At 57.2% G+C, this 21,278-nt stretch carries 20 protein-coding genes; 5 read left to right on the top strand and 15 right to left on the bottom strand.

What is annotated here, in order from left to right; translation table 11 throughout:
- Positions 1–23 precede the first annotated feature (23 nt).
- The 3 genes from PUT78_RS19955 (at position 24) to PUT78_RS19945 (ending at position 2,326) form a co-directional block, all read left to right on the top strand.
- Positions 24–1,010, top strand: coding sequence for an ATP-binding cassette domain-containing protein (locus PUT78_RS19955; protein ID WP_274354024.1), 987 nt, complete (start codon positions 24–26; stop codon positions 1,008–1,010).
- Positions 1,011–1,114: 104 nt separating this feature from the next.
- Complete coding sequence (locus PUT78_RS19950; RefSeq protein ID WP_274354036.1) at positions 1,115–1,858, top strand: ABC transporter permease; 744 nt, start codon at positions 1,115–1,117, stop codon at positions 1,856–1,858.
- Between the two features lie 78 nt (positions 1,859–1,936).
- The gene (locus PUT78_RS19945; protein WP_274354023.1) at positions 1,937–2,326 is read left to right on the top strand and encodes a VOC family protein; all 390 of its coding nucleotides are present in this window, start codon (positions 1,937–1,939) and stop codon (positions 2,324–2,326) included.
- Positions 2,327–2,491: 165 nt separating this feature from the next.
- Here PUT78_RS19945 and repC read toward each other — a convergent pair whose 3' ends face one another.
- The 14 genes from repC to PUT78_RS19875 form a co-directional block, all read right to left on the bottom strand.
- On the bottom strand, positions 2,492–3,586 hold the full coding sequence (repC, locus tag PUT78_RS19940; RefSeq protein ID WP_274354022.1) for a plasmid replication protein RepC: 1,095 nt from the start codon (positions 3,584–3,586) through the stop codon (positions 2,492–2,494).
- A gap of 229 nt (positions 3,587–3,815) precedes the next feature.
- Positions 3,816–4,784 carry a plasmid partitioning protein RepB gene (gene repB / locus PUT78_RS19935; protein ID WP_274354021.1) on the bottom strand — a complete coding sequence of 323 codons (969 nt, stop codon included), beginning with the start codon at positions 4,782–4,784 and terminating at the stop codon, positions 3,816–3,818.
- On the bottom strand, positions 4,784–5,974 hold the full coding sequence (gene repA, locus PUT78_RS19930) for a plasmid partitioning protein RepA (protein WP_420793535.1): 1,191 nt from the start codon (positions 5,972–5,974) through the stop codon (positions 4,784–4,786). Before repA ends, repB begins: the two co-directional genes overlap by 1 nt.
- A gap of 890 nt (positions 5,975–6,864) precedes the next feature.
- Positions 6,865–7,902 carry an L-idonate 5-dehydrogenase gene (locus tag PUT78_RS19925; protein ID WP_420793533.1) on the bottom strand — a complete coding sequence of 346 codons (1,038 nt, stop codon included), beginning with the start codon at positions 7,900–7,902 and terminating at the stop codon, positions 6,865–6,867.
- A gap of 4 nt (positions 7,903–7,906) precedes the next feature.
- Positions 7,907–9,184: a TRAP transporter large permease gene (locus PUT78_RS19920; protein WP_274354018.1), complete on the bottom strand. Its 1,278-nt coding sequence runs from the start codon at positions 9,182–9,184 to the stop codon at positions 7,907–7,909.
- On the bottom strand, positions 9,181–9,696 hold the full coding sequence (locus PUT78_RS19915) for a TRAP transporter small permease (protein WP_274354017.1): 516 nt from the start codon (positions 9,694–9,696) through the stop codon (positions 9,181–9,183). Before PUT78_RS19915 ends, PUT78_RS19920 begins: the two co-directional genes overlap by 4 nt.
- Before the next feature lie 65 nt (positions 9,697–9,761).
- Positions 9,762–10,736 (bottom strand): TRAP transporter substrate-binding protein, encoded by a 975-nt coding sequence (locus PUT78_RS19910; protein WP_274354016.1) that lies wholly within the window; start codon positions 10,734–10,736, stop codon positions 9,762–9,764.
- A gap of 16 nt (positions 10,737–10,752) precedes the next feature.
- Entirely contained in the window at positions 10,753–11,466 is a 714-nt protein-coding gene (locus PUT78_RS19905; RefSeq protein ID WP_274354015.1) for a GntR family transcriptional regulator, read from the bottom strand.
- Between the two features lie 540 nt (positions 11,467–12,006).
- On the bottom strand, positions 12,007–13,260 hold the full coding sequence (locus PUT78_RS19900; RefSeq protein WP_274354014.1) for an AGE family epimerase/isomerase: 1,254 nt from the start codon (positions 13,258–13,260) through the stop codon (positions 12,007–12,009).
- Positions 13,261–13,274: 14 nt separating this feature from the next.
- Complete coding sequence (locus tag PUT78_RS19895; RefSeq protein WP_274354013.1) at positions 13,275–14,024, bottom strand: ABC transporter ATP-binding protein; 750 nt, start codon at positions 14,022–14,024, stop codon at positions 13,275–13,277.
- A 3-nt stretch (positions 14,025–14,027) separates the two neighbouring features.
- Entirely contained in the window at positions 14,028–14,849 is an 822-nt protein-coding gene (locus PUT78_RS19890) for an ABC transporter ATP-binding protein (RefSeq protein WP_274354012.1), read from the bottom strand.
- Position 14,850: 1 nt separating this feature from the next.
- A complete protein-coding gene (locus PUT78_RS19885; protein WP_420793534.1) occupies positions 14,851–15,750 on the bottom strand; it encodes an ABC transporter permease in 900 nt (299 codons plus the stop codon).
- Positions 15,750–16,784 carry an ABC transporter permease gene (locus PUT78_RS19880; protein WP_274354010.1) on the bottom strand — a complete coding sequence of 345 codons (1,035 nt, stop codon included), beginning with the start codon at positions 16,782–16,784 and terminating at the stop codon, positions 15,750–15,752. Before PUT78_RS19880 ends, PUT78_RS19885 begins: the two co-directional genes overlap by 1 nt.
- A 4-nt stretch (positions 16,785–16,788) precedes the next feature.
- Complete coding sequence (locus PUT78_RS19875; protein ID WP_274354009.1) at positions 16,789–18,384, bottom strand: ABC transporter substrate-binding protein; 1,596 nt, start codon at positions 18,382–18,384, stop codon at positions 16,789–16,791.
- Positions 18,385–18,553: 169 nt separating this feature from the next.
- Between PUT78_RS19875 and PUT78_RS19870 the strand changes: the two genes are divergently transcribed.
- Positions 18,554–19,579 (top strand): mannonate dehydratase, encoded by a 1,026-nt coding sequence (locus PUT78_RS19870; protein ID WP_274354008.1) that lies wholly within the window; start codon positions 18,554–18,556, stop codon positions 19,577–19,579.
- Positions 19,580–19,589: 10 nt separating this feature from the next.
- Positions 19,590–20,312 (top strand): FadR/GntR family transcriptional regulator, encoded by a 723-nt coding sequence (locus PUT78_RS19865; RefSeq protein ID WP_274354007.1) that lies wholly within the window; start codon positions 19,590–19,592, stop codon positions 20,310–20,312.
- A gap of 192 nt (positions 20,313–20,504) precedes the next feature.
- Here the strand turns inward: PUT78_RS19865 and PUT78_RS19860 are convergent.
- The coding region (locus PUT78_RS19860; RefSeq protein ID WP_274354006.1) for a transposase at positions 20,505–21,278 on the bottom strand (774 nt) is incomplete at its 5' end.

Genomic DNA, 21,278 nt, shown 5'->3' with positions numbered 1-21,278 from the left:
CCTAATTATCCGGGACACATACCTTGATATACGATACATCAACTCTCGCGATTCACGCGCGCGGGCTTGTCCGCCGCTACGGCGACCTGACCGCAGTGGCCGGGATCGACCTTGACGTGCGGCGCGGCATGATCTTTGCCGTGCTGGGTCCGAACGGCGCAGGCAAAACCACGCTGCTGCGCATGCTGGCCACATTGACCGCAGCCGATGAAGGCAGCGCAACTGTGATGGGGCATGATATTACCACCGCACCGCAGAAGGTGCGTGCATCAATTTCGATGACCGGGCAGTTTGCCTCGCTTGATGAAGATCTGACGGGGCGCGACAATCTGGTGATGCTGGCGCGGCTCTGGGGGTTTCGCGGGGGTGCGGCGCGGGCGCGGGCTGATGATCTGCTGACTGCGTTCGAATTGTCGGCTGCGGCGCGCAAACAGGTCAAGAATTATTCAGGAGGCATGCGCCGCAGGCTGGATATCGCGGCTTCGCTTGTCGTGACCCCCGGGGTGCTGTTTCTGGACGAACCTACCACCGGGCTGGACCCTTCGGCACGGCAGGGCGTGTGGCGGCTGATCCGGCAACTGGCGGAATCGGGCGTGACAATCCTGCTGACCACCCAATACCTTGAAGAAGCCGACCAACTGGCCGAACGGATCGCGGTGATCGACCATGGCCGTAAGATTGCCGAAGGCACCAGCCGCGAACTGAAGGCCGCGACGGGCTCAGGTGTGCTGCATGTCACACTTGCCGATCAGGGCCAGTTGGATGCCGCCGCCGATCTGCTGGCCACGCATCTGGGTAACGTGGTGCAGCGCAGTCCGGAAGGTGCCGAACTGTCGGTTCTGGCAGGCGATGCCATTGCCGCCAACGCAGCGCTTAGCGCACTTATCGCCGACGGTTTCGCCCTGTCCGATTTCCGGATGGGCGCCCCAAGCCTTGATGAGGTGTTTTTCGCCCTGACCGGCCAGAATGACGCATCCCGCCAACCCGTGATTGAGAAGGCAGTGCCATGACAGATATCACCGCAGCACCCGTTCGCAATGGCCGCGCAGATACGGGCAATGTGCCCGGCATTGGCGCGCTGCACCATGTTGCCCCCCCTGCCCCACCAGGGCCGATGTCGAACGCACTGGTTTTCGGGTGGCGTGCCATCCTTAAATTCCGGCATGTTCCGGAACAATTATTCGATCTGGTGATGATGCCTATCATGTTCACCTTGCTGTTCACCTTCGTGTTCGGGGGGGCGCTGGCGGGGTCACCGGGGGGGTATCTGCAATTTTTCCTACCGGGGATTCTTGTGCAGACGGTTGTGTTCAATTCCGTCTATTCCGGGATGGGGTTGTCAACGGATTTTCAGAAGGGCCTTTTTGACCGATTCCGGACATTGCCGATCTGGTCGCTTGCACCATTTGCCGGGCTGATGGTCGGCGATCTGCTGCGGCATCTGATTGCGGGCGGCATCATTCTGGGGATCGGGCTGATCCTTGGCTACCGGCCAGAAGCGGGGCTGACCGGCACAGTGGCGGCTTTTGCAATGCTGCTGACCATTGGGTTTGGCATGGGCTGGGTATTCATCGTACTGGGGCTGTTGGTGCGGACACCGATGACAGTCATGACGCTAGGTTTTACGATCCTGTTTCCCGTCACCTTCGCATCGAATATCATGGTTGACCCGGCAACAATGCCCGACTGGCTGCGCAGCTTTGTAGAGGTGAACCCGGTATCGCTGATGACAACGGCGCTTCGCGGGCTGATGTCCGGCACGGCAACGCCCATGCAGATCGGACTGGCACTGATTGCGCCGGTGGTGCTGACACTGATTTTGGCCCCGCTGGTGCTGTGGTTATATCGGCGCAGATAGGGACGCAGGAACAAGTTGAAAAGCGCTGCTGCATGCGATAGATGTTCTTCTTATGTTCTATTATGCGGAGATAACACAATGTCCTTGAACTATGTGATGATCGGATCAAATGACGTCAGCAGGGCACGCCCCTATTTCGATGCGGTCTTGCCATTGATTGGTGGCGCTGTATGCGCCGATTATATGCCGCATGCCTTTTGCTACAGGCTGCGCGGGGGTGGGCGCATCTGGGTTGCGTCACCATTTGACAAGCAAGCCGCGACGCCCGGCAATGGCAATATGGTTGGTCTGAACTGTAAGAGCAAAGAAGAGGTGCAGGCAGCCCATGCAGTGGCGTTGGCCAATGGGGCCAGCAATGAGGGCGATCCTGGACCGCGCCCGCAATATGGGCCGGATTTCTATGGGGCCTATGTTCGTGATCTGGATGGCAACAAGATGAGTTTTGTCTATTTTGCTGAAACAGATTGACCCTTGCGGCTAACGCCCCCTGCCCTATCATTTTCAGCATTGGAATTTCGGATGACGGGATTCCGAACTGGTAAAAGCAATCGATTATTGTCCGCGGGCAATAATCGATTGCCCAGATAACCATAGGCTGGTTTTCCGAATTGTCCGCGGACAAAAGCCATCTGTTCATGCTGCCTGCTTCTGGGTTCTTGCAAGGCGCCTGACCAGTAGTGTGGGGTCAAATTCCGCGCTTTTGCTGCCAGATGTGATTGCACGGAAATATGCCCCCAATTTTTGAATTCGGGGTTGAAGCTGAATCAATGCCCAGATGGTAGCCGCTGTTTCCACAACACCAAGATTATGCTCTGCTGCCTGGTAGTTTCGCTGATCGATACCTATCATAGGGGCGAGCGTTCGCGCATGGGTCACAACATGATTGATAGTCTCAATTGGTCGTAGCGAAAATCCGACGGCATCAGGGCAGGCAGCGATGAGTTCGGGAACCGAGAGTGGTTTTGACGCTGCTGTTGTGCTACGGTTTTCTACATGCGACCGGCTTCTTCTATCAATATGTTCTTTATTTGACTTATGATGGTGGCGGACATTTTGGCCGTCTTTGGTGGCCATAGTTGTTGTTCCAGACACTACCATGTCCATTGGACGTTCGGCGGCAATCTTGTCTGAGGCAAAGGAATTCATAAGTTCTTCGCAGTCGCACAAAGACAGTTTCCGCCGAAGCGCACGTAGCGCATTGGCAGCCACAGGGTTTTCCGGGTCTTTGCGCAGGATTTCATTCGCAAGGCAGCGGATTTTTGCCCGCAGATAGGTCTTGCGCTCCTCCTCCTGCGTTGCGTCGGCTGCAATGGATGCGATTTCTGGAAGGCGCTGGAACAGGGGGGAGAGGTCGAAACCAAACCGTAACGATTTTCCCTCATGGCTATTATGGCGTGTGAAACGCTTCTTGTTCGGGCTGTCCCTGCGTATAAGTAGGCCCACATCTTGCAGAATGGCGGCGTGCCGCCTGATTGTGCGGTCTGAGATGCCGTTGCGCCGAAAGGTCAATGTAGCATTTGATGCAAAGACAGTGTGATGGGACCGTCTGGGGGGAAGGCAGGACAGCATTGCATCCAGCGTGGCGATGACGGGCGCGTTCAGCCCGATCAGCGTTGCCGCCTTGCGCAGGGTTTCGATGATGATGTGCCGCTCCGGGATTGTATTGTCCGCGGACAATACTTCTTCGTTCCGCCCCGTGATGGAGGCGGCTGCCTGAATGAATGCCATGTTTTTTTCACGACAACCGGTCGGGAAAAGCCCCGATGTCACAGTTTTTTGGAAATTTGGCCAAAAAACATCGTTCAACCAAATTGGTTGTTATTGACTGACGCGGAGAAGCTGGTAAACCTGATGGTGCAAAGAACAGGACGGGCTCTCCGAGGGTGACCTTGGGGGGCTCTTTCTTTTCTGGCTGCTAATCGTGCTCCTTTTTTAAGTTTCTCTGCTCGTCGTTGGTTCAGCCGGAATGGTGTTCCGACTGCCACGCCTCATAGAGGCGCATCAGCTCAGCTTCTGCGTTCTCACGCATCCACTGGGCAAATTCGGGGGTGGCTGTCTTCGACAGCTTCAGCGTCAGCGCGCGCGGCGTATCTCTGATTTCGGCAAGATGCGTGCCATTGCGGGACGAAACCGAAAGGGCAGGGGGGGCAGATTCCCTGCTTTCGCCACGGCTCTTTCTCGCAGCAGCTGCGCTGACCTGCGTGAAACGCTCATCTGAATTATGCACATCTTCAAGCCGGATCGCAGATACAATCTGCTCCAGGTCTATCGTGTTGTTTTTCGCATGGTCGGCCAGTTCCTCCCAGCGTCGCCGCCCGATGCCATGCGCTGACCCGATGGCCTGAATGACGGTTCCGGGGATTGCCCGCGCCACTTTGGTCATGCGCGACAACATAGGCTTGTCAATCGCCAGCGCATCCAGAATAACCGGCTGCGCATAGCCGCTATCAACAAGTTCTGCCGCAAAAAGTGCTTTTTCAATGAAGCTTGGGTCAAGACGTTGCGAATTCTCCTGCCCTTGGGCCAGAATAGCCTCCTGGTCGGAAAGCGTGCGCACCAGCGCTTTTGCTGGCACGCCGAGGACACGCAAGGCACATAGCCTGCGCCGACCATAAACGATCTGGTAGTGGCCTGGCTTATCCGCAACCGGGCGCACCATGATGGGCACTTGCTGGCCATGCTGCCTGATACTTTCAGCAAGCGAGGCGACATCAGCATCCGTGAATGTCAGCCGGTCTTTCGGGCCAGCCTCCTCTATCATATCAACAGAAATTTCCCTCACAGCATTGCTGGAGAGATCTTTCAGCGTTGATTTGACGCCACTTATCGCACCGGTATTGGGAAAGCGCTGCTTCTGCTCCTTGGGGGGGGCGTCAACGCCAGCGTTCGGCGGGGGAGGGGGCTGGAACAGGTTTCTACGTGCCATCAATCATTCTCCCGTCCCCATGCGGCCTGAATCGTCTTTTCAAATTCATCGGCCACGCCGTTCACGCTTTCAAGAATCCGGTCGAGCGTTTTCTTGACGACCTGACTCGGTTCCAGCTCATAAATGGTCTGCTGTGTCATCCCGGCGTCAGAGATTGCGGTGGATTTGAGCATCGGCGTGGTCAGCACCTGATCAAGCAGGATCGAGCGCAAAAAGCCCGCCATCTGCGATTGCGGAACATCCGTCGGCTCATAGCGCGCGATCAGAAACTTCAGAAACGACCAGTCGATCGGCCCGGTAGCATCCTCCAGCGTTTCGACAGTTTCTCCAGCCATTTCAAGGAATTGGGCCATTGATGCAACGTCAAGCATGCTGGGAACCACAGTGATCAGCAAGCCTGTGGATGCCAGCAGGGATGTCATTGTCGTAAAGCCAAGCTGCGGAGGGCAATCGATGATCACAAGGTCATAATTCTCCTCGATCTCATCAAGTGCGATTGCCAGCCGCTGCGTAAAGGGCGGGTCGATCTTGTGCTGAAGGGCGTAAGCGGTTTCGGTTTCGTATTCCGACAGCAAAAGCCCGGCCGGTGCCAGATCCAGATTGTGAAAATAGGTTTTGCGCACCACTTGGCTAAGGGGGACGGGGTCTTCGTATTTCAGCGAGTCATAGATCGTGCCGCTTTCAGAAAATTCGATCTCGGGGCGATAGCCAAACATTGTGGTCAGGCTGGCCTGCGGGTCCATGTCAACGGCCAGCACGCGATATCCCCGAAGTGCATACCGCTGCGCAAGGTGAATGGCGGTGGTGGTCTTGCTGGAGCCACCTTTGAAGTTCACGATGGAAATGACCTGAAGCGCGTCGCCGTCCCTGCGACCCGGCAAATAGGTGTCGCCGTTGCGACCGGTGCGAGCCATGACGTGGCGGATCTGGTCAATCTCTTCCGCAGAATAAAGCCTGCGCCCGCGCGAATCCGTTTCGACATCCGGGAAATCACCTTCCTGATGGCGCGTGCGCAGGTTCGACATGCTTATCCCGGTCAGTTCGGATACTTCTGCAGGTTGGAACTTGCGCAAGGTTTTTCTGCTTTCAGGTTGAAAGCTGTTGCGCATATGATTGTTCAATGCTTCAGAAAGGCGGGCGGCATTCGACGCAATGGATGCAGCGATTGAGCCAGAATTGGAAAGATCCATCGTAGAATTCATACTGCCCTCTTGACCTCTTGATGGGTCGCTTGTGTTTCGTCGCTAAACCGCGCGATTTGCGCGTTCCTGCGACAAAAGAACTTGTGACACGCAACTCGCCTTCAGACAACAGTTTTTTGCATCTGGTGATTTGCGCCACCTTGGCCCATGTTTCATAAGCACATTTATACATGCCTATAAGCTATTGAAAAGTAATAATTTATAAGGTTGTAAAGGTGAAATATCCAATATCTTGTGGACATGGCCCGGGGGCGCCCAACACTTCGGCTAGGGCGATCCCGTCGAATCGGTAGGGCAGCGGCGCTTGTGGCATGGTCCCGGCCTGGAACGCGGGTCTGCCGATCCCGGGTGTGCAATGAGGGCGTTTGAAGCTTCATGAATCATTGCTAATCGAATGCAGTGGGTTGCCTCTTCACAAATGCCCAGCACTAAACACGATTTGAGGGGCGGTGCTGGTTGTCGCGCGGTTGATATAGGGGCGAATGGGATGTATCGATTAAATCCAGTAGTAGTCTGCAAAAAGCGTATATTTTGCGCAGATAATTTACTAAATAATAAGTATACATGGCTTTTATCAGAATGCGAAAATCCATCGCTTGTGGCATTTTCCACGCCTGCCTGAAGATGCGTATCAAATAAGCCCGGAGGGTTGACCGGTATATGTTCTGGTGAAATCAGGTAGGGGGCAGCAGGGAAGTTGGAATATTTTCTTGCGCGCTACAAACATGCGTCACGCTGCTGCTTGCAGGTGAGGCTTGTCCGGTTGGTGCATATTGCAAGTCCAAGTCGGGTGTTTCCGCGTCCCGGCCATACGGAACAACAGGTCAGGATGCGGATGAACGCGACACGCAGCAGTTTACAGATCCGCGTATCACGGTTCAGAACGTGATATGCACCTTGACGGCACGACTACGATCACCAGCAAGGCCTATAGCGTCCTGCGCGCGCTCCATAGGCAGGGTGGCGGAAATCATTGGTGTCACATCTATCGTGCCTGTCGAAATCAGTTCCACGGCCTGCAAGAATTCCTGATGGAACCTGTGCGTGCCGTGTAGGCGAATTTCCTTTCCGACCAGCAGATTGATGGGAATCGTCAGATCACCGGCAACGCCAAGCTGGATGACGGTTCCGCGGGGGCGGGTACAGGCAATTGCCGCGCGCAAGGCCGGGGCAGCGGCAGAACATTCGAAGGTGACATCGAAATAGCCCTTGTCGGCCTCGAAACGTGCCGTTTGTTCCGGCGCATCCGCAACGTTTATCCCGTCAGTTGCGCCCATGGTCCGCGCAACCTTCAGCGGCAGGTCTTGCAAATCCGTCACCACAATTTCGGCTGCACCGGCACGCCGGGCCAAGGCAACGCACAAGACGCCGATCGGTCCCGCCCCTGTCACCATCACGCGGCGTCCGGCAAGATCCGGGGCCTGGCCCAACGCATGCAGACAGACCGCCAATGGTTCGGCACAAGCTGCCTCTGACAGGCTAGTCGTGTCTGGCACTGGTACACATTGCGCGGCGTTGACAACCATGCGTTCGCGAAAGAACCCCTGTTCATGCGGCATTCGCAGGGCAGAGCCGTTGAACCGCATGTTCAGGCAATGCTGGAACAACCCATCGCGGCAATAGGTGCAATCGTGGCAGGGCCGTGATGGGTTCAATGCTACTTTCTGCCCGACAGTCAGGTTTACCCCAGCCCCTATCGCTTCAATGGTGCCTGAGGCCTCATGGCCCAGTATGATCGGTTCGCGCACCCGGATCGGACCGAATCCACCATCATGATAGTAATGCAGATCCGACCCGCAAATGCCGCCCGCACCAAGTCGGACCAGCGCCTCTCCGGGGCCGGGATCGGCCAGCGCCACATCTTCGATGCGCAGATCATTCCGGCCATGCAAGCGACAGGCTTTGGTCATGCTCATTCCCTCAATTCGCTATAAGATTAGGCAACCATGTAGAGATCGCCGGAATGTAGGACACCAGTATCAGCACAGTCAGGTTGCACAGCAAAAACGGCATAATCGCCCGTACCACCGGCGCGAGCGGCAGCCGCGCAATATTGGCGCAGACGAACAGGCACACGCCGACAGGTGGCGTGGTCAGGCCGATCATCAGGTTCAGCACCGCAAAAACCGCGAAATGCAGCGGATCAATGCCTACGCTTGTGGCCAGTGTCAGAAGCGGTACAAACAGGATAATCAGCGCGGCGATGGTTTCCATGAACATGCCGACGAAAAGCAGCACCAGATTGATAAGAAGGATCACGACTATCCGGTTGTCGGTGAAGGACAGCACCCAACCCGCAATCGCCTGCGGGATGCGTTCGGAAACCAGAATCCAGCCGAAGACATTGGCGGTCCCGATCAGCACAAGGATCGCCGCCGATGAGATGGCTGAGTCGATGATGATCTTCGGGACCTTGCGCAGGGGCAGGTCGCGATAGACGAAAGCACCCACAAGAAACGCATAGACCGACGCAACAACGGCGGTTTCCGTGGGTGTGGCCATCCCCGAGAGCAGGCCCACAACGATCAGTGTCGTCATGGCCAGCGCCCAGAACGCCCCCATGAAGGACCGCCCCAATTCACCCACGCCCCGCCATTGCTGGCGTGGATAGCCACGCCTGACGGCCAGTATATAGGTGGTGATCATCATGGCGATGCCCAGCAGGACGCCTGGCACCGCGCCTGCTATGAACATCTTGCCAACCGAAATCCCCGAGAGTGAGCCGACAATGATCATAGGCACAGAAGGCGGAATGATCGGCCCCACAGTGGATGAGGCTGCGGTCACTGCCGCCGAGAAATCCGCCGGATAGCCTGCCTTTTTCATGCCGGGGATCATCATTCCCCCAATCGAGGCCGCATCTGCCACTGCAGTCCCGGATACCCCGCCGAACAGCATGGAGGAGGCCACATTTGTCATGCCAAGGCCCCCGCGCATCCAGCCGACGAGCGCCTGTGCGAAGCGGATGATGCGTGCTGTGATTCCGCCCGAATTCATCAGATTGCCGGCAAGGATGAAGCCGGGGATGCACAACAGAACAAAAACATCGATGCCTGCGTACATTTTCTGTGGGATCACGACGAAAGGAATGCCCGCGACATACAGATAGGCCAGCGATGCGACGCCCAACGTGATAGCCACGGGTACGCCTGCGGCGAGTCCCAGCAGGAACACGCACAGAAGGATTGCAAGGTTCATGTGTCATGCTCCGGTCGGGATTCAGGCAGTCCGTCAGTCGTGCCAAAGATCATGCCTATGACCCGAAGGGCCGCAAACAGCGCAAGGCTCAGCAGAAGTGCCATGATCGAGAAATGTATGTAATCCATCCGCATTCCCAGCGCGGCCGAGGTCTGGCGTACACCGATGGAAACGTAGCGCCAGGCGGGACCGATCAGGATAGCGGCGAAAGCAAAGGTCGTGCAGGCCGCCAGCAGGCGCAGCACGAAAGGCATGGGATCGGGCAAGGATTCCGCGATCAGATCGACATTGACCAGATCGCCCGACAGAATTGCCAAGCCGGCGCCGAACCCGGTCAGATACAAAAGCGCGAAACGCGCCAGTTCTTCGGTCCACACCGGCGAGGTGCCGATCACGCTGCGCCCGAAGACCTGTATCAGCACCGCCGCCATCAGCACGACGAAGGAAAGCCCGGTAGCCGCGCGCAAGGCATGGACCGTCCAGTTGGTCAGGATGGCAATGAAACGGGACATGTTGGCTCCGGCAAAGGGAAGGGGGCCAAGGGCGCATCAGTTGCGCCCTTGGCAAAGGTCAGGGATCAACGGTCGAAAAGCTGTTCTACGATCGGGCGAATTTCATCGCTGACATTGGACAGGACGGCATCCTGCGCTGCCGCGGCGAAGGCTGCGCCATCAACTTCGTGGAAAATCATGCCAGCTGCGGACAGATCAGCGGCGAGCGCTTCTTCATCCGCGATGAACAGTTCGCGCTCATAGGCCTGTGCGCGTGCGGCAGCTTCCATGACTGCGGCCTGATCATCTGCAGACAGACCATCCCATGTCATTTCCGAGATTGTCAGGTAAATCCAGGACCGGACATGTTCCGTCAGGTTCACATGGGTCTGCACTTCATTGAAGCTTGCTGACTTGATCAGCGCCAGCGGATTTTCCTGCGCGTCAATCGTACCGTTCTGAAGCGAGGTAAAGACTTCTGAGAACGCCATCGGGGTGGGCGCTGCGCCAAGCGCCTGCCAGACATTCACGAACAGCGGCACGTTCGGCACGCGCAGTTTCAGCCCGTTCAGATCATCCGGCGTGGTGATCGCCCGGTTTGAGGTAAGATTGCGCGAGCCGCGCGCGAAATAGGCAATCGGGCGGACCTGCGCGTTTTCAATGATTTGCGCCTCGATCTGCGCGCCAATCTCGCCAGAGGCGACTTCGTCCATATGTTCAAGTGATGTATAGGCATAGGGCACAGCCAGCAGGGCCGCCATGGGTGCCCAGTTCTGCAGGCTTTCGCCCGTGATCGTCATATCAGCGGTGCCAAGCTGCATGCCGTTGATCAGATCCATTTCGCGGCCAAGGGATTCATTGGGGAAGACTTCGACCGCAATGCGCCCGTCTGTCAGTGCCGACAGTTCCTCGCCAAATTTCACGGCGGCCTTGTGCCAGGGGTTATCTTCATTCGCAAGATGGCCCAGCTTCAGCGTGACATCCTGCGCCAGGGCAGGGAAAGCAAGAAAAGGCGCGGCAACCCCGGCGAGAAGCAGTTTCTTCAGGTTCAGTGTCAGCATTGTTTCCTCCTGTTATTCATGCGGACGTTTTTCGGGTCGTCTGGTCAAAACACTCCGGCATCGCCTCCACGATTGCCGGAAGGTCATTCAGGATTTTCTGCAAATGGGTGCGCATCATCGCGCTTGCGCGGTCTGGGTCACGCGCGCGCAGCGCGTCCAGAATGGCGCTGTGTTGTTCGATCACTTTATGCCGCGAGAATTGCCGCGCCGTCAGGTGACGCGTGCGATTAAGCTGGATTTTCAACCCTTCCAGAATATCCGCGGCCGGGGCCTGGCCTATTGCTTCGGCCATGGCACGGTGAAAGCTTTCGTCCAGCACCACGAAATCCGTGGGGTCGGGGTCGTTCGCTGTGGCGATCTGCTCCTGCAGCAACCCCTCCAGCCTGGTAATCAGTTCCGGGGAAGGGGCCACCGCAAGGATGCGAACGATATCGGCTTCGACGGCCTCGCGCACGAACTGGGCGGACAGAACTGCAGGCAACGAAATGCGCCGCACGAAGGTGCCGCGCTGGGGCCGGATTTCCAGCAGGTTTTCTTCGGCAAGCTTGATGAATGCTTCGCGCACAGGCTGGCGACTGACTGCATATTCAGCGGCCAGTTCCGTTTCGGAAATTCGCGCGCCAGGCATCAGATGGCCCCGCACGATCCGGTCACGCAATATCCGATGTATTTGCGGGCCAACCGCTGCGCCCGGCAATAGCTCGACAATCTGACGGCTGCTCTGTGGCATCTGATCCTCCCGATGCAATCTTCCATACAGTTATACTTACATACTAGTCAACATTTTTTGCGGGTGCAATTGGAACAACCGTGGAAGGGCATACTGCAAGGGGGGAGTGGGCAAAAACTGTGGGGTAGGCGGCCATTTTAAAGAACGGTCAACCGGTCACCGATGACAGCGCGCTTGTGACGACGGACAGGCATGCGCCCTTGAGCGTCCATCTTATGCGTCGCCGTTTGCCCATGCGCGTGTTTCCAATGGCATCGACGCATCTTTCTGTGCGGGAAGACAAGATTGCGAAACTGTTTTGATGCCGTCACCTGTAGCGGTCGTGCCATCTGAATAGCCGCCATATCGTAACCACCGATCCCCCGGGCTATGCAACAAGGGGGAACGCATGGTCCTGTTGAAGATTTACCGCATTGCTTCGTTTTCGACGATTTGCGGATATTCTGGCCCTGGTGACAGGCACACCGGCAATAGGCTGATGTGAAATGGGGCTTAAACCGGGTGTTGGTTTCCGCTCAGCTGTCCACAGGAATGCCCTGCTTATGTACCCGCCGGATCCGGACAAACCATTAGTCCGGCGTTCATGCTGCGGTGTGGTGACACCAAGGGGATAAGGCAGGCTTGCAAGGCATGGTAAATGTCCGGCTTGCCTTTGAATACGCATTCTTCGGGTTGACCATCAGCATCGATTTCATGCCACCAACCCCCTTGCTTGTGGTCGATGAACCGCGCGTCCAGCGTGCGCCAACACCGGCGATACCAGTCTTCATACAGGTCATCATCCAGCAGGCTGCCTAAGACATGCGCCGCCGCCACGCCCTCGGCCACTGGCCACCAGTAATTTGCGCGCCGCAGCGGTGTGTTGTCCCAGTCCAGCGTGTAGTGAAACGCCCCACGGTCAGATGCCCAACCGAATGTAACCGCATTCTGAAACAGGTGCCGCGCCGCTTCTGGCATCCAGTCCTGTTTCCGCCCGTCAATGATCCACAACTGCATCAGAAGGCGACTCCATTCCAGCGCATGACCGGGGGTTGTCCCGGCGGGGCGGAACATCGGGTCGCCTTCGTAATGCCGGTCGATCTGCCATGCGGTGTTGTAATGTTCGGGAATGACCCACCCTTCGGCCCGCGCGTGGGTGTTGATGAACAGATCAGCGATTGCAAGCGCCATCGTGCGCAGACTGTCATCGGGCCAGATGTCATATGCCGCCAACAGCGCTTCCAACGTGTGCATGTTGGAATTCATGCCCCGATAGCCATCCGGCGCGGTCCAGTTCCGGTCATATTGTTCAGTCATCACGTCTTGCCAGAAGCGGGTCCGGATCACGTTCAGAATGTCGTCAAAAAGCCAGCGCGCATCTGGATGTCCCGCTGCCCCGGCTGACGCTGCCGCCAACAGCACGAATGCATGACCATAGGCCAGTTTGTCAGCACGCACCGGGCCGTCATCATCCACCGACGCAAAATAACCGCCAGCGTCCGGGTCGCGGTGATGCGAGCGGATAAACTGCATTCCATGATCGAGCATGGCCGCGCCGGATGGATGACCAAGCAGATGCGCAGCGGCGTAGCAATGCGTCATCCGGCAGGTATCATGCAGTTCCCGCAGTGTGCCGGTGCCGCGCGGGGTATGGCCGATGGAACGCCCTTCCTTATCAAGGGTGAAGAACCCCCCTGCCGGGTTATACGCCTGACGGTAGAAACCCAACAAGGCATCTGCCTGGTTCATCAGCCATTTGCGGTGAAACGGGCGCGTAATCATGCGCGGTGCGGCAGTCCCGGTCCAGGTATTCATAAATGTCTCTCCGGTTATAGAGCATCGCTCAGAAGGCTGACATCCATCAGATGCTGGGCATAAGGGTGTGTGGCCTTTGCCAGACGTATATTGTCCGGGGTCAGTTCTTCAACAAAGACGCCATTCTGCATTACCAGAATGCGGTCACACATATGTGCCACAACAGCAAGATCATGGCTGACCAGCAAATAGGTCAGTCCGCGTTCGTCGCGCCGGTCGGACAGCAGGTTCAGAATTTCGGCCTGAACACTTACATCAAGCGCGCTTGTCGGCTCATCCAGCAGCAGGATCGGGGGTTCGATGATCAGCGCACGCGCAATGGCGACACGCTGGCGCTGGCCCCCCGAAAGCTGGTGCGGAAAACGGTGTGCAAATGATGCGGGCAACCCGACTTCTTTAAGGGCGGCAGCGACGCGCTGCGGGCTGCCCGGCAGTCCCATGCAGCGCAGCGGTTCCGACAGTGCCCGCCCGATCCGGTGGCGCGGATGCAGGGAACCGAACGGGTCTTGAAACACCATTTGCGCGCGGCGCAGGTCGTCCTTGCCGCGCACCGCCCCAAGGGATTGCCCGTCAATTTCGATGTTACCTGTCCAGCCGCTCTCCAGCCCGACAAGGCACCGCAACAGAGTTGATTTGCCGCAGCCGGATTCACCGACAATCCCGACGCATTCCCCCTGCGCGACAGTCAGATCAATACCCCGCACAACGTGGTTTTCCGTTTTGCCCGACCTGTAGCGGACATTAAAATCGCGTATCCGGATCACAGATCAGCCCCTTTCAAGTTTGGCGCGGTCCGGCACAGCAAGCCGGCGGACAGGATGGCGCGGGTCTGGCATTGCAGCGATCAGGGCGCGGGTATAGGGGTGGCTGGCGTCCCGCAGCTGTGTCACTTCTTCGACAATGCGGCCTTGATACATGACGATAATCCTGTCGCAAAACGCGGCAACCATGCGGATATCATGGCTGATCAGCAGCAGGCTGGACCCGTCAGCGCATACCAGATCATCCAGCAATTCCAGAACTTCGCCGCGCACACTGACATCAAGCGCGCTGGTCGGTTCATCCGCGATCACCAGACGGGGACGCGCCAGAAGCATGGCGGCAATCATAACCCGTTGCCCCATGCCGCCAGATATCTGGTGCGGATAGGACTGCATTACCCGCGTCACATCACGAATACGCACACGTTCCAGCATGGCGGCGGCGGCCTCTCCGGCTTCTTTGCGGGACATGCCTTTGTGCAGGATGGCAGTTTCCGCGACCTGTCGGCCAATGGGCAAAACCGGGTTCAGCGAATAGCGCGGGTCTTGCATGATCAGCGCCATGACGCTGCCACGCAGTTTGCGCATGTCCTTTTCCGACGCGCGCAGCAGATCATGTTCGCCAAACGTCATGCAGTCGGCGGAAATGCTGGCAGATGGTGGCAGAAGGCGCATGATGGCCCGCCCGAGGGTCGATTTGCCGGAACCACTTTCGCCCACAATGCCGATCTTGCCCGATGATACAGAAAAGCTGACCCCATCCACGGCCCGCACAGACCCTTGCGCGAAACGGACACTCAGATCACGGATGCTTAGCGTAGTGTCCATGTCATTTCCTTGTATAACGTGGATCAAGCACATCACGCAGCGCATCGCCCAGAACATTGAACGCAAGGCTGGTCAGCAAAATCGCAAAGCCGGGCATCAGCGCGACCCACCATTGGTCCAGCATGAAGCGCCGCCCCGCAGAAATCATCGCCCCCCATTCCGGGGACGGGGGTTGTGCCCCAAGGCCCAGAAAGCCAAGAGAAGCCGCCGTCAGGGTGATCGTCGCCATATTCAGCGTTAAACGCACGATCACGGATGGAATGCACATTGGCACGACATATAAAAATATCAGCCGCAATTTGCCTGCACCATACAGCCGCGCGGCATTGACGTAGTCGGCGTTCCGGACAACCAGCGCTTCAGCGCGGGCAAGCCGGGCAACAGGTGGCCATGCTGTCAGCGAAATAGCAATAATTGCCGTTTGCAACCCCGCCCCCATTGCTGCGGCAAAAGCCAACGCAAGCACCAGCGACGGAAAAGACAGCACGATATCTGTAAACCGCATCAGCACCGCATCGATACGCCCGCCGAAGAAGCCCGCCGTTACCCCGATAATCAGCCCAACCGGTCCGACGATCGCAGAAATCGACAGGATGGTTTGCATGGTGATGCGCGTACCCCAGATAAGACGACTCAGGATATCGCGGCCATATTCATCAGTTCCCAGCCAATGTGTTGCAGAAGGGGCCTGAAGTGCCGAACCCAGCGCCTGACGTGTTGGTGAATAGGGCGCGATCAGGGGTGCAAATATCGCAATCAGGATCAGCAGCATGACCACGATAAAGCCGGCACGCCCCAGCGGTTCACGCATCAGGTCCGCAACAAACCGGCCTGTTGCCCCCATCATGTTTCCAAGATTTTCACGAAGGCTGCGACGCTCCGGAAGTGGAACATAGGTCATCATCCTGCCTCCCGCGTGCGGGGGTCAAGAAACGCATAGGCGATATCGGACAGGAAATTCAGTGTCATGAAGACAATTCCAATGAAGATCGTTGCCGCCAGAACAGCGTTCATGTCACCGATCAGCAGCGCAGAGGTCATGTATTGCCCGATGCCGGGCCACGAAAACACAATCTCGGTCACAACGGCACCTTCCAGCAACCCGCCATAGGAAATGGCCAGAATGGTGATCAACTGCACCGAAATATTCGGAAGGATATGGCGGAACAGAAGCCGCGCCGCGCCCACGCCCTTGGCGCGGGCAGCGATGATATAATCCTGATTCAGTTGCTCCAGCGTGAAGGCCCGCGTCATGCGCGTGATATAGGCCATCGCCGCATAGGCCAGCATCGATGCGGGCAGGATGATATGTGACAACGCATTGAAGAAAATATGCGTTTCCCCGGCAAGCAGGGTATCGACAAGAATCATGCCTGTGACAGTCGGCACAATACCTTCATAGAACACATCAACCCGTCCGGGGCCGCCGACTACGCCCAACCACGCATAGAACACGACAAGCCCCACAATCCCGAACCAGAAAACCGGGATAGAATGACCCACAAGCGAAATTACCCGCGCCACCTGATCAATCCATGTGTCACGGCGCAGCGCCGCAGCCAGCCCAAGGGGAACCCCCAGCAGGAAAGAGATTACAATCGCCAGCGTGGCAAGTTCCAGCGTGGCGGGGGCAGCCAGCGCAAGATCATCGACCACCGGATTTCCCGTCAGCGCGGCAATACCCAGATTCCCCTGTGCCAGATCGCCCAGATAGCGCAGGAACTGGATGACGATCGGCTGATCCAGCCCCAACCGCTCGCGCATGGCCGCATAGGCCGCGGGGCTGGCCAGTTCACCGACAATCGCGCCAACAGGATCGGCAGGCAGCAATCTGCCAATCACGAATGTCACGAGGATCAGCATGAACAGGCTGAGGATCAGATGCAGGAAACGCTCTGCAAGCCGTGTGGCGGAAAAACCGGTGGTCGATGACATTGGATCAGTCCGTCTTGGTCACATTTTCAAGGCGCACGACATTCTGTGCATGTCCCTGATAGCCCTGAACGCGATTGCTCAACACGATGGGCTGGAACCGCTCGAACATCGGAAAGACAGCGGGAACCGATTCCACGAACTGATATTGCATCTGCTCATACAGTTCACCGCGCCGTTCCGCATCGTTTTCGCGAAGGGCCTCTGCGGTGATTTGTGTCAACTCAGGAATATCCCATGCTGAGCGCCAGACGAAATTGCCCGCATTGTTCGCTTCGCGTGAATTGTCGGGGTTTGACGAAAACTGCTCCATCGATCCCATGACATTGGGCATGTATGAACCGGTTTGCGGAATCAGAATATCGAAATCCCGCGCACGGTGCATGGACACGATATCAGCACCCGAGCCCTGAATGACACTGGCCTGAATGCCAATTTCGGCCAACCCCGCCTGCACAGCGGTTGCAAGTTCAACCCGGGGGGTTTGCGCAATGGTTTTGATCGTCAGTGAGAACCCGCCACCAAATCCGGCTTCTTCCAGCAATGTGCGCGCGGCCTCGGGGTCATAGCCCCAGCCCTCGGGGTCGGGAATCGCATGCGCGAAATCGACAGGAACGGGAACGTGCCGTGTGCGCCCGTATGGCCCCAGAATTGCCGCTTCTATACCTTCATGATCAATCGCCCGGAAAATCGCTTCGCGCACGCGCGGGTCGCTTAGTTCGGGGCGTTCCATGTTCATGGCCAGCACATAAAACCCGCCTGTCGGGACCGACTGGATTGTCACATTTTCGGAGTTGGTGAAATAGGTGATATCCCCCGCAGACAGCGCACCCGCGATGTCGATATCACCGCGTTCCAGCATCAGCCTTTCGACCTGACTTTCAGGAACATGGCGCATGATCACGCGCGAAAGCTGCGGCGCGCCGTTCCAGTAGTCGGCGCGGGCATCCATCAGGACGATATCGTTCGGTGCCCAGCGGGACAGCAGAAATGGCCCGGACCCGGCCGCATTCGTGCGCAACCAGCCATTGCCCAGATCGCCGTCATTGTCGTGCGGTTCGACAGTTGCGCGGTTTACAACACTGGCCGCGACTTCAGACAGCCGATAGAGCAGCAGATCAGCCGCGATGTCACCCGTCAGGTCAATTCGGAATGTGCGTTCATCCACAGCATGTACCATATCCGCAATATTCTCTGCGGTGTAGCCGGCAGGTTGCAACTTGGATGCCGGTGCCTGATTCAGGGTCATCAGTCGCGTCAGTGACCAGACCACATCATCTGCGGTGACGGGTTCACCTGTTGCGAAAGTGGCGTTTTCGCGCAGATGAAAAGTAATAGACTCGTCCGTCAGGTCCCAGCTTTCGGCCAGTTGCGGCGTCAGGGTGCCGTCAGGCCCGCTGCCGACAAGGCGGTCGTAAAGATTTGCCATGATTTCCAGCGCGGTCACTTCCTGTCCCTGATGCGGGTCCAGTGAAATGACCTGCGCCAGCGATGTTCCATAAACCAATGTGTCGCTTGGCGTGTTGGCAAATGTGCCTCCCGGCAGAATCAGTGACGTCGATAGCAGTAGCGCTGCCATCGGCATTGCAGAGATTTTCCTCATTTCATTTCCTCCCAGATTGAAATTTATACGACATTACCAATTATTGGTATTATGAAAAATTCGCCGTGTCTACAGGGAATATCAGTATATATCGCAAGATATGCTTGCGCTCATGCAGGTGAACGCAGTATTCATACTACAAATAATGAAAACAGCCCCGGAGTTGAAGATGTATCTTGGCACCCAGTTACCTGCGCGCAACGATGACGACTACAGGGTCATGAAGCAGCTTGGCGTAAACAACATCTGCGCCGACCCTGACGGCGACTGGCGCCAATGGACCCGTCCACACCTGGAACAATTCCGGGCAAAGATTGAGGGCTTCGGTCTGACATTGGACATGTTGCAATTGCCAATGGCATCTGTTCCCGTATCGCAGGCAAAATGCCCCGATATCCTGCTGGCCGGACCGGACCGTGACCAGCAGATCGATGCCATCTGCCAGCTGATCGAAAACTGCGCGGCGGCGGGTATCCCATCGGTCAAATACAATTTCAATTATATAGGCATTCCGCGCACACCGATGGAAACAGGTCGCGGCGGTGCCCGCGCTGAAGCATTCCGCTGGGATCTGGCTGATCAGCACGCAGCCGGTCCGGCAGGGGTCATTGACGAAGAAGATATCTGGCAGCGCGCGACCTATTTCCTGTCGCGCATTGTTCCCGTGGCGGAAGCAAACGGCGTCCGGCTGGCTTGCCACCCGCATGACCCCGCGACCCCGCCCGGATATATGGGGGTTACCCGCATTCTGGGAACGGTAGAAGGGCTGAAGCGGTTCGTAGGCATTCACGAAAGCCCCGTTCACGGACTGAATTTCTGCATCGGCACCCTTGCGGAAATGCTGGAAGACGTGTCGCAGGTTCCCGCGCTGACGCGCTGGTTCGGGACGCGCGGTAAAATCATGAACGTCCATTTCCGCAACATTAGCGGAGGGTTATATTCTTTCCGCGAAACCTTTCCGGATGACGGGGATGTCGACATGCCCGCTGTCATCGGGGCGCTGCATGATTGCGGATATCGCTATATGGTAATGCCTGATCATGCGCCAACTCTTGCAGGGGCAAATGAACGGGGTGTCGCGTTTGCATTTTGTTATGGTTATATCGCAGCATTGCTGCAGGTGCGCGACAAATGTCCGGGCGCCCTTTGCTTAGGTCCGGATATCGGGCAGAAAGAAGCCGCACCCACACCCTGAGGGAGGTCATGTGAATACTCCGAAACCCCGGCTGGCCGAGGAAGTCGTCCGCAAGTTGAAGTCCGAAATACTTTCGGGATCGCTGACGCTTGGCAGCAAACTGCCGACGGAAAACGGGTTGATGAACCGTTTCGGCGTCAGCCGTACCGTTGTGCGCGAGGCCATCGCAGCCTTGCGCAATGACGGGCTTGTCAGTTCAACTCAGGGACGGGGTATGTTCGTGACCGAAGAACTGCCCAAAGCCTCTATCTGGCGCGATCCGAAGGAAATGAGTGATATCCCCCAGATGCTGGATCTTTATGAATTCCGTCTGGCATGGGAACCCGAAGCCGCTGCATTGGCCGCGATGCGCCGCAGCGCAACCCAGGAATTTGCAATCCGGGCTGCACATGAACGACTGATCCGCGACGTTCAGGCCAATCTGTTCCCCCATCAGGCCAATCATGAATTTCATCTGGCCATCGCGCGCGCCACCGGCAATACGATCTACGAAGCGGCAGCCTTGCGTTTTGGCCCGCATCTGCGCCCTGTCTCTCCCCGGCCTGACCTGTCGCCGCAGCAGGGCGCCAGATATTTCAATACCGTCATCCCTGAACATACCGAAATACTGGAGGCGATTTCCGTGCGTGACCCTGCGGGCGCGCGCAAGGCGATGCTGGGCCATGTCGAACGATCAATCCGCTCCTTTCGCGAGGAGATCAAGGAAGCACGCTCTGAAGAAGGTGCTGCGTAACACGCACGGGTCAGATTTGGCTGGTGCGTGGGTAAAACCCGGTGGGGCAGGGTGATTGTGTGGTCCGGCGTTCTTTTGGTGCGTATCGTCATGCAAGCCCGGAATTCTTCGCGCGCAGGTATGTTCCGGCCAATCTTGATCATGAAGCACTGTGCTTTCCACCTGTCGCGTAGCCCTTAATTGGTTTCTGCTTCACTCTGTTTGGCGGTGATGACGCATTCGGGCTCTGAGCAGCTCTGGACCGGCTCGACCGTACATCGCGCGTTTGAGGGTCTTCAGCCGGTTGACCTGTCCTTCGGCCTGGCCGTTGCTCCAAGGTAGTTCGATGGCATTGCGCACCGCATCGATGTCGCGGTGTAGCGTGCAGGCAAATCGCATAATCGAGATGATGTTCGACTCGATGGCGTTGTCGATCCATGCATCAAGCGGGTCAGATTGTCGTCCGCGCAAGATACCCTTAAAGTGCATTGCGAGGCTCCGCATCGTGGCGAAGCCGGGGGATCCGGCCTTCAACGCGTCAACCTTTCGCGCCTGGTCTGGTGCCGATGTACCCCGTGGTTTGATACAAAGAGCCGCCGCAATGACCGGCGATATGGCATGGCCTGTTTGCGGATCCCGCACGGGCTCAAGCCTTGCAGGACTGGTGACAAGATCGGTCGACGTCTGTTTTTCGGCCCTGCGCCACCCTGCCAGTAACCGCTGAAGATGCGAGTAGCTACCTTCATATCCTTGGCTCTGGATTTCGTGAAACAATTGCCTGCCACGCCTGTTTCCCTTCTTCCAGGAAACGGCGAGGATTTCTGCAAAGTACCAGGGCGACGTCGGCTTCAGTGTCGCCCTGCGCCGGTCAGGTAGCACTTCCGACTTCAGCCACTTCGCCACGCTATGGCGCCTGAACCCGGTCCGTCCCTCGATCTCGCTGCAAGACAGCCCCTGTTCGCGAAGCGCATGTATTGTCGTGAAGAT

The organism is Roseinatronobacter alkalisoli (assembly GCF_028745735.1).
GTDB classification, from domain to species: Bacteria; Pseudomonadota; Alphaproteobacteria; order Rhodobacterales; family Rhodobacteraceae; genus Roseinatronobacter; species Roseinatronobacter alkalisoli.
Note: the sequence above shows the minus strand (reverse complement) of the source record. Positions and strands in the feature narration are given on the sequence as shown.

Excerpts from the sequence above, each read along its gene's own strand:
- PUT78_RS19915 (WP_274354017.1), bottom strand. The coding sequence starts at position 9,696 with ATGTCCCGTTTCATTGCCATCCTGACCAACTGGACGGTCCATGCCTTG.
- PUT78_RS19890 (WP_274354012.1), bottom strand. The coding sequence starts at position 14,849 with ATGGACACTACGCTAAGCATCCGTGATCTGAGTGTCCGTTTCGCGCAA.
- PUT78_RS19925 (WP_420793533.1), bottom strand. The coding sequence starts at position 7,902 with ATGAGCATGACCAAAGCCTGTCGCTTGCATGGCCGGAATGATCTGCGC.
- PUT78_RS19880 (WP_274354010.1), bottom strand. The coding sequence starts at position 16,784 with ATGTCATCGACCACCGGTTTTTCCGCCACACGGCTTGCAGAGCGTTTC.
- repB (WP_274354021.1), bottom strand. The coding sequence starts at position 4,784 with ATGGCACGTAGAAACCTGTTCCAGCCCCCTCCCCCGCCGAACGCTGGC.
- repC (WP_274354022.1), bottom strand. The coding sequence starts at position 3,586 with ATGGCATTCATTCAGGCAGCCGCCTCCATCACGGGGCGGAACGAAGAA.
- PUT78_RS19920 (WP_274354018.1), bottom strand. The coding sequence starts at position 9,184 with ATGAACCTTGCAATCCTTCTGTGCGTGTTCCTGCTGGGACTCGCCGCA.
- PUT78_RS19905 (WP_274354015.1), bottom strand. The coding sequence starts at position 11,466 with ATGCCACAGAGCAGCCGTCAGATTGTCGAGCTATTGCCGGGCGCAGCG.
- PUT78_RS19875 (WP_274354009.1), bottom strand. The coding sequence starts at position 18,384 with ATGAGGAAAATCTCTGCAATGCCGATGGCAGCGCTACTGCTATCGACG.
- PUT78_RS19950 (WP_274354036.1), top strand. The coding sequence starts at position 1,115 with ATGTCGAACGCACTGGTTTTCGGGTGGCGTGCCATCCTTAAATTCCGG.
- PUT78_RS19945 (WP_274354023.1), top strand. The coding sequence starts at position 1,937 with ATGTCCTTGAACTATGTGATGATCGGATCAAATGACGTCAGCAGGGCA.
- PUT78_RS19910 (WP_274354016.1), bottom strand. The coding sequence starts at position 10,736 with ATGCTGACACTGAACCTGAAGAAACTGCTTCTCGCCGGGGTTGCCGCG.
- PUT78_RS19900 (WP_274354014.1), bottom strand. The coding sequence starts at position 13,260 with ATGAATACCTGGACCGGGACTGCCGCACCGCGCATGATTACGCGCCCG.
- repA (WP_420793535.1), bottom strand. The coding sequence starts at position 5,974 with ATGGATCTTTCCAATTCTGGCTCAATCGCTGCATCCATTGCGTCGAAT.
- PUT78_RS19870 (WP_274354008.1), top strand. The coding sequence starts at position 18,554 with ATGTATCTTGGCACCCAGTTACCTGCGCGCAACGATGACGACTACAGG.
- PUT78_RS19885 (WP_420793534.1), bottom strand. The coding sequence starts at position 15,750 with ATGACCTATGTTCCACTTCCGGAGCGTCGCAGCCTTCGTGAAAATCTT.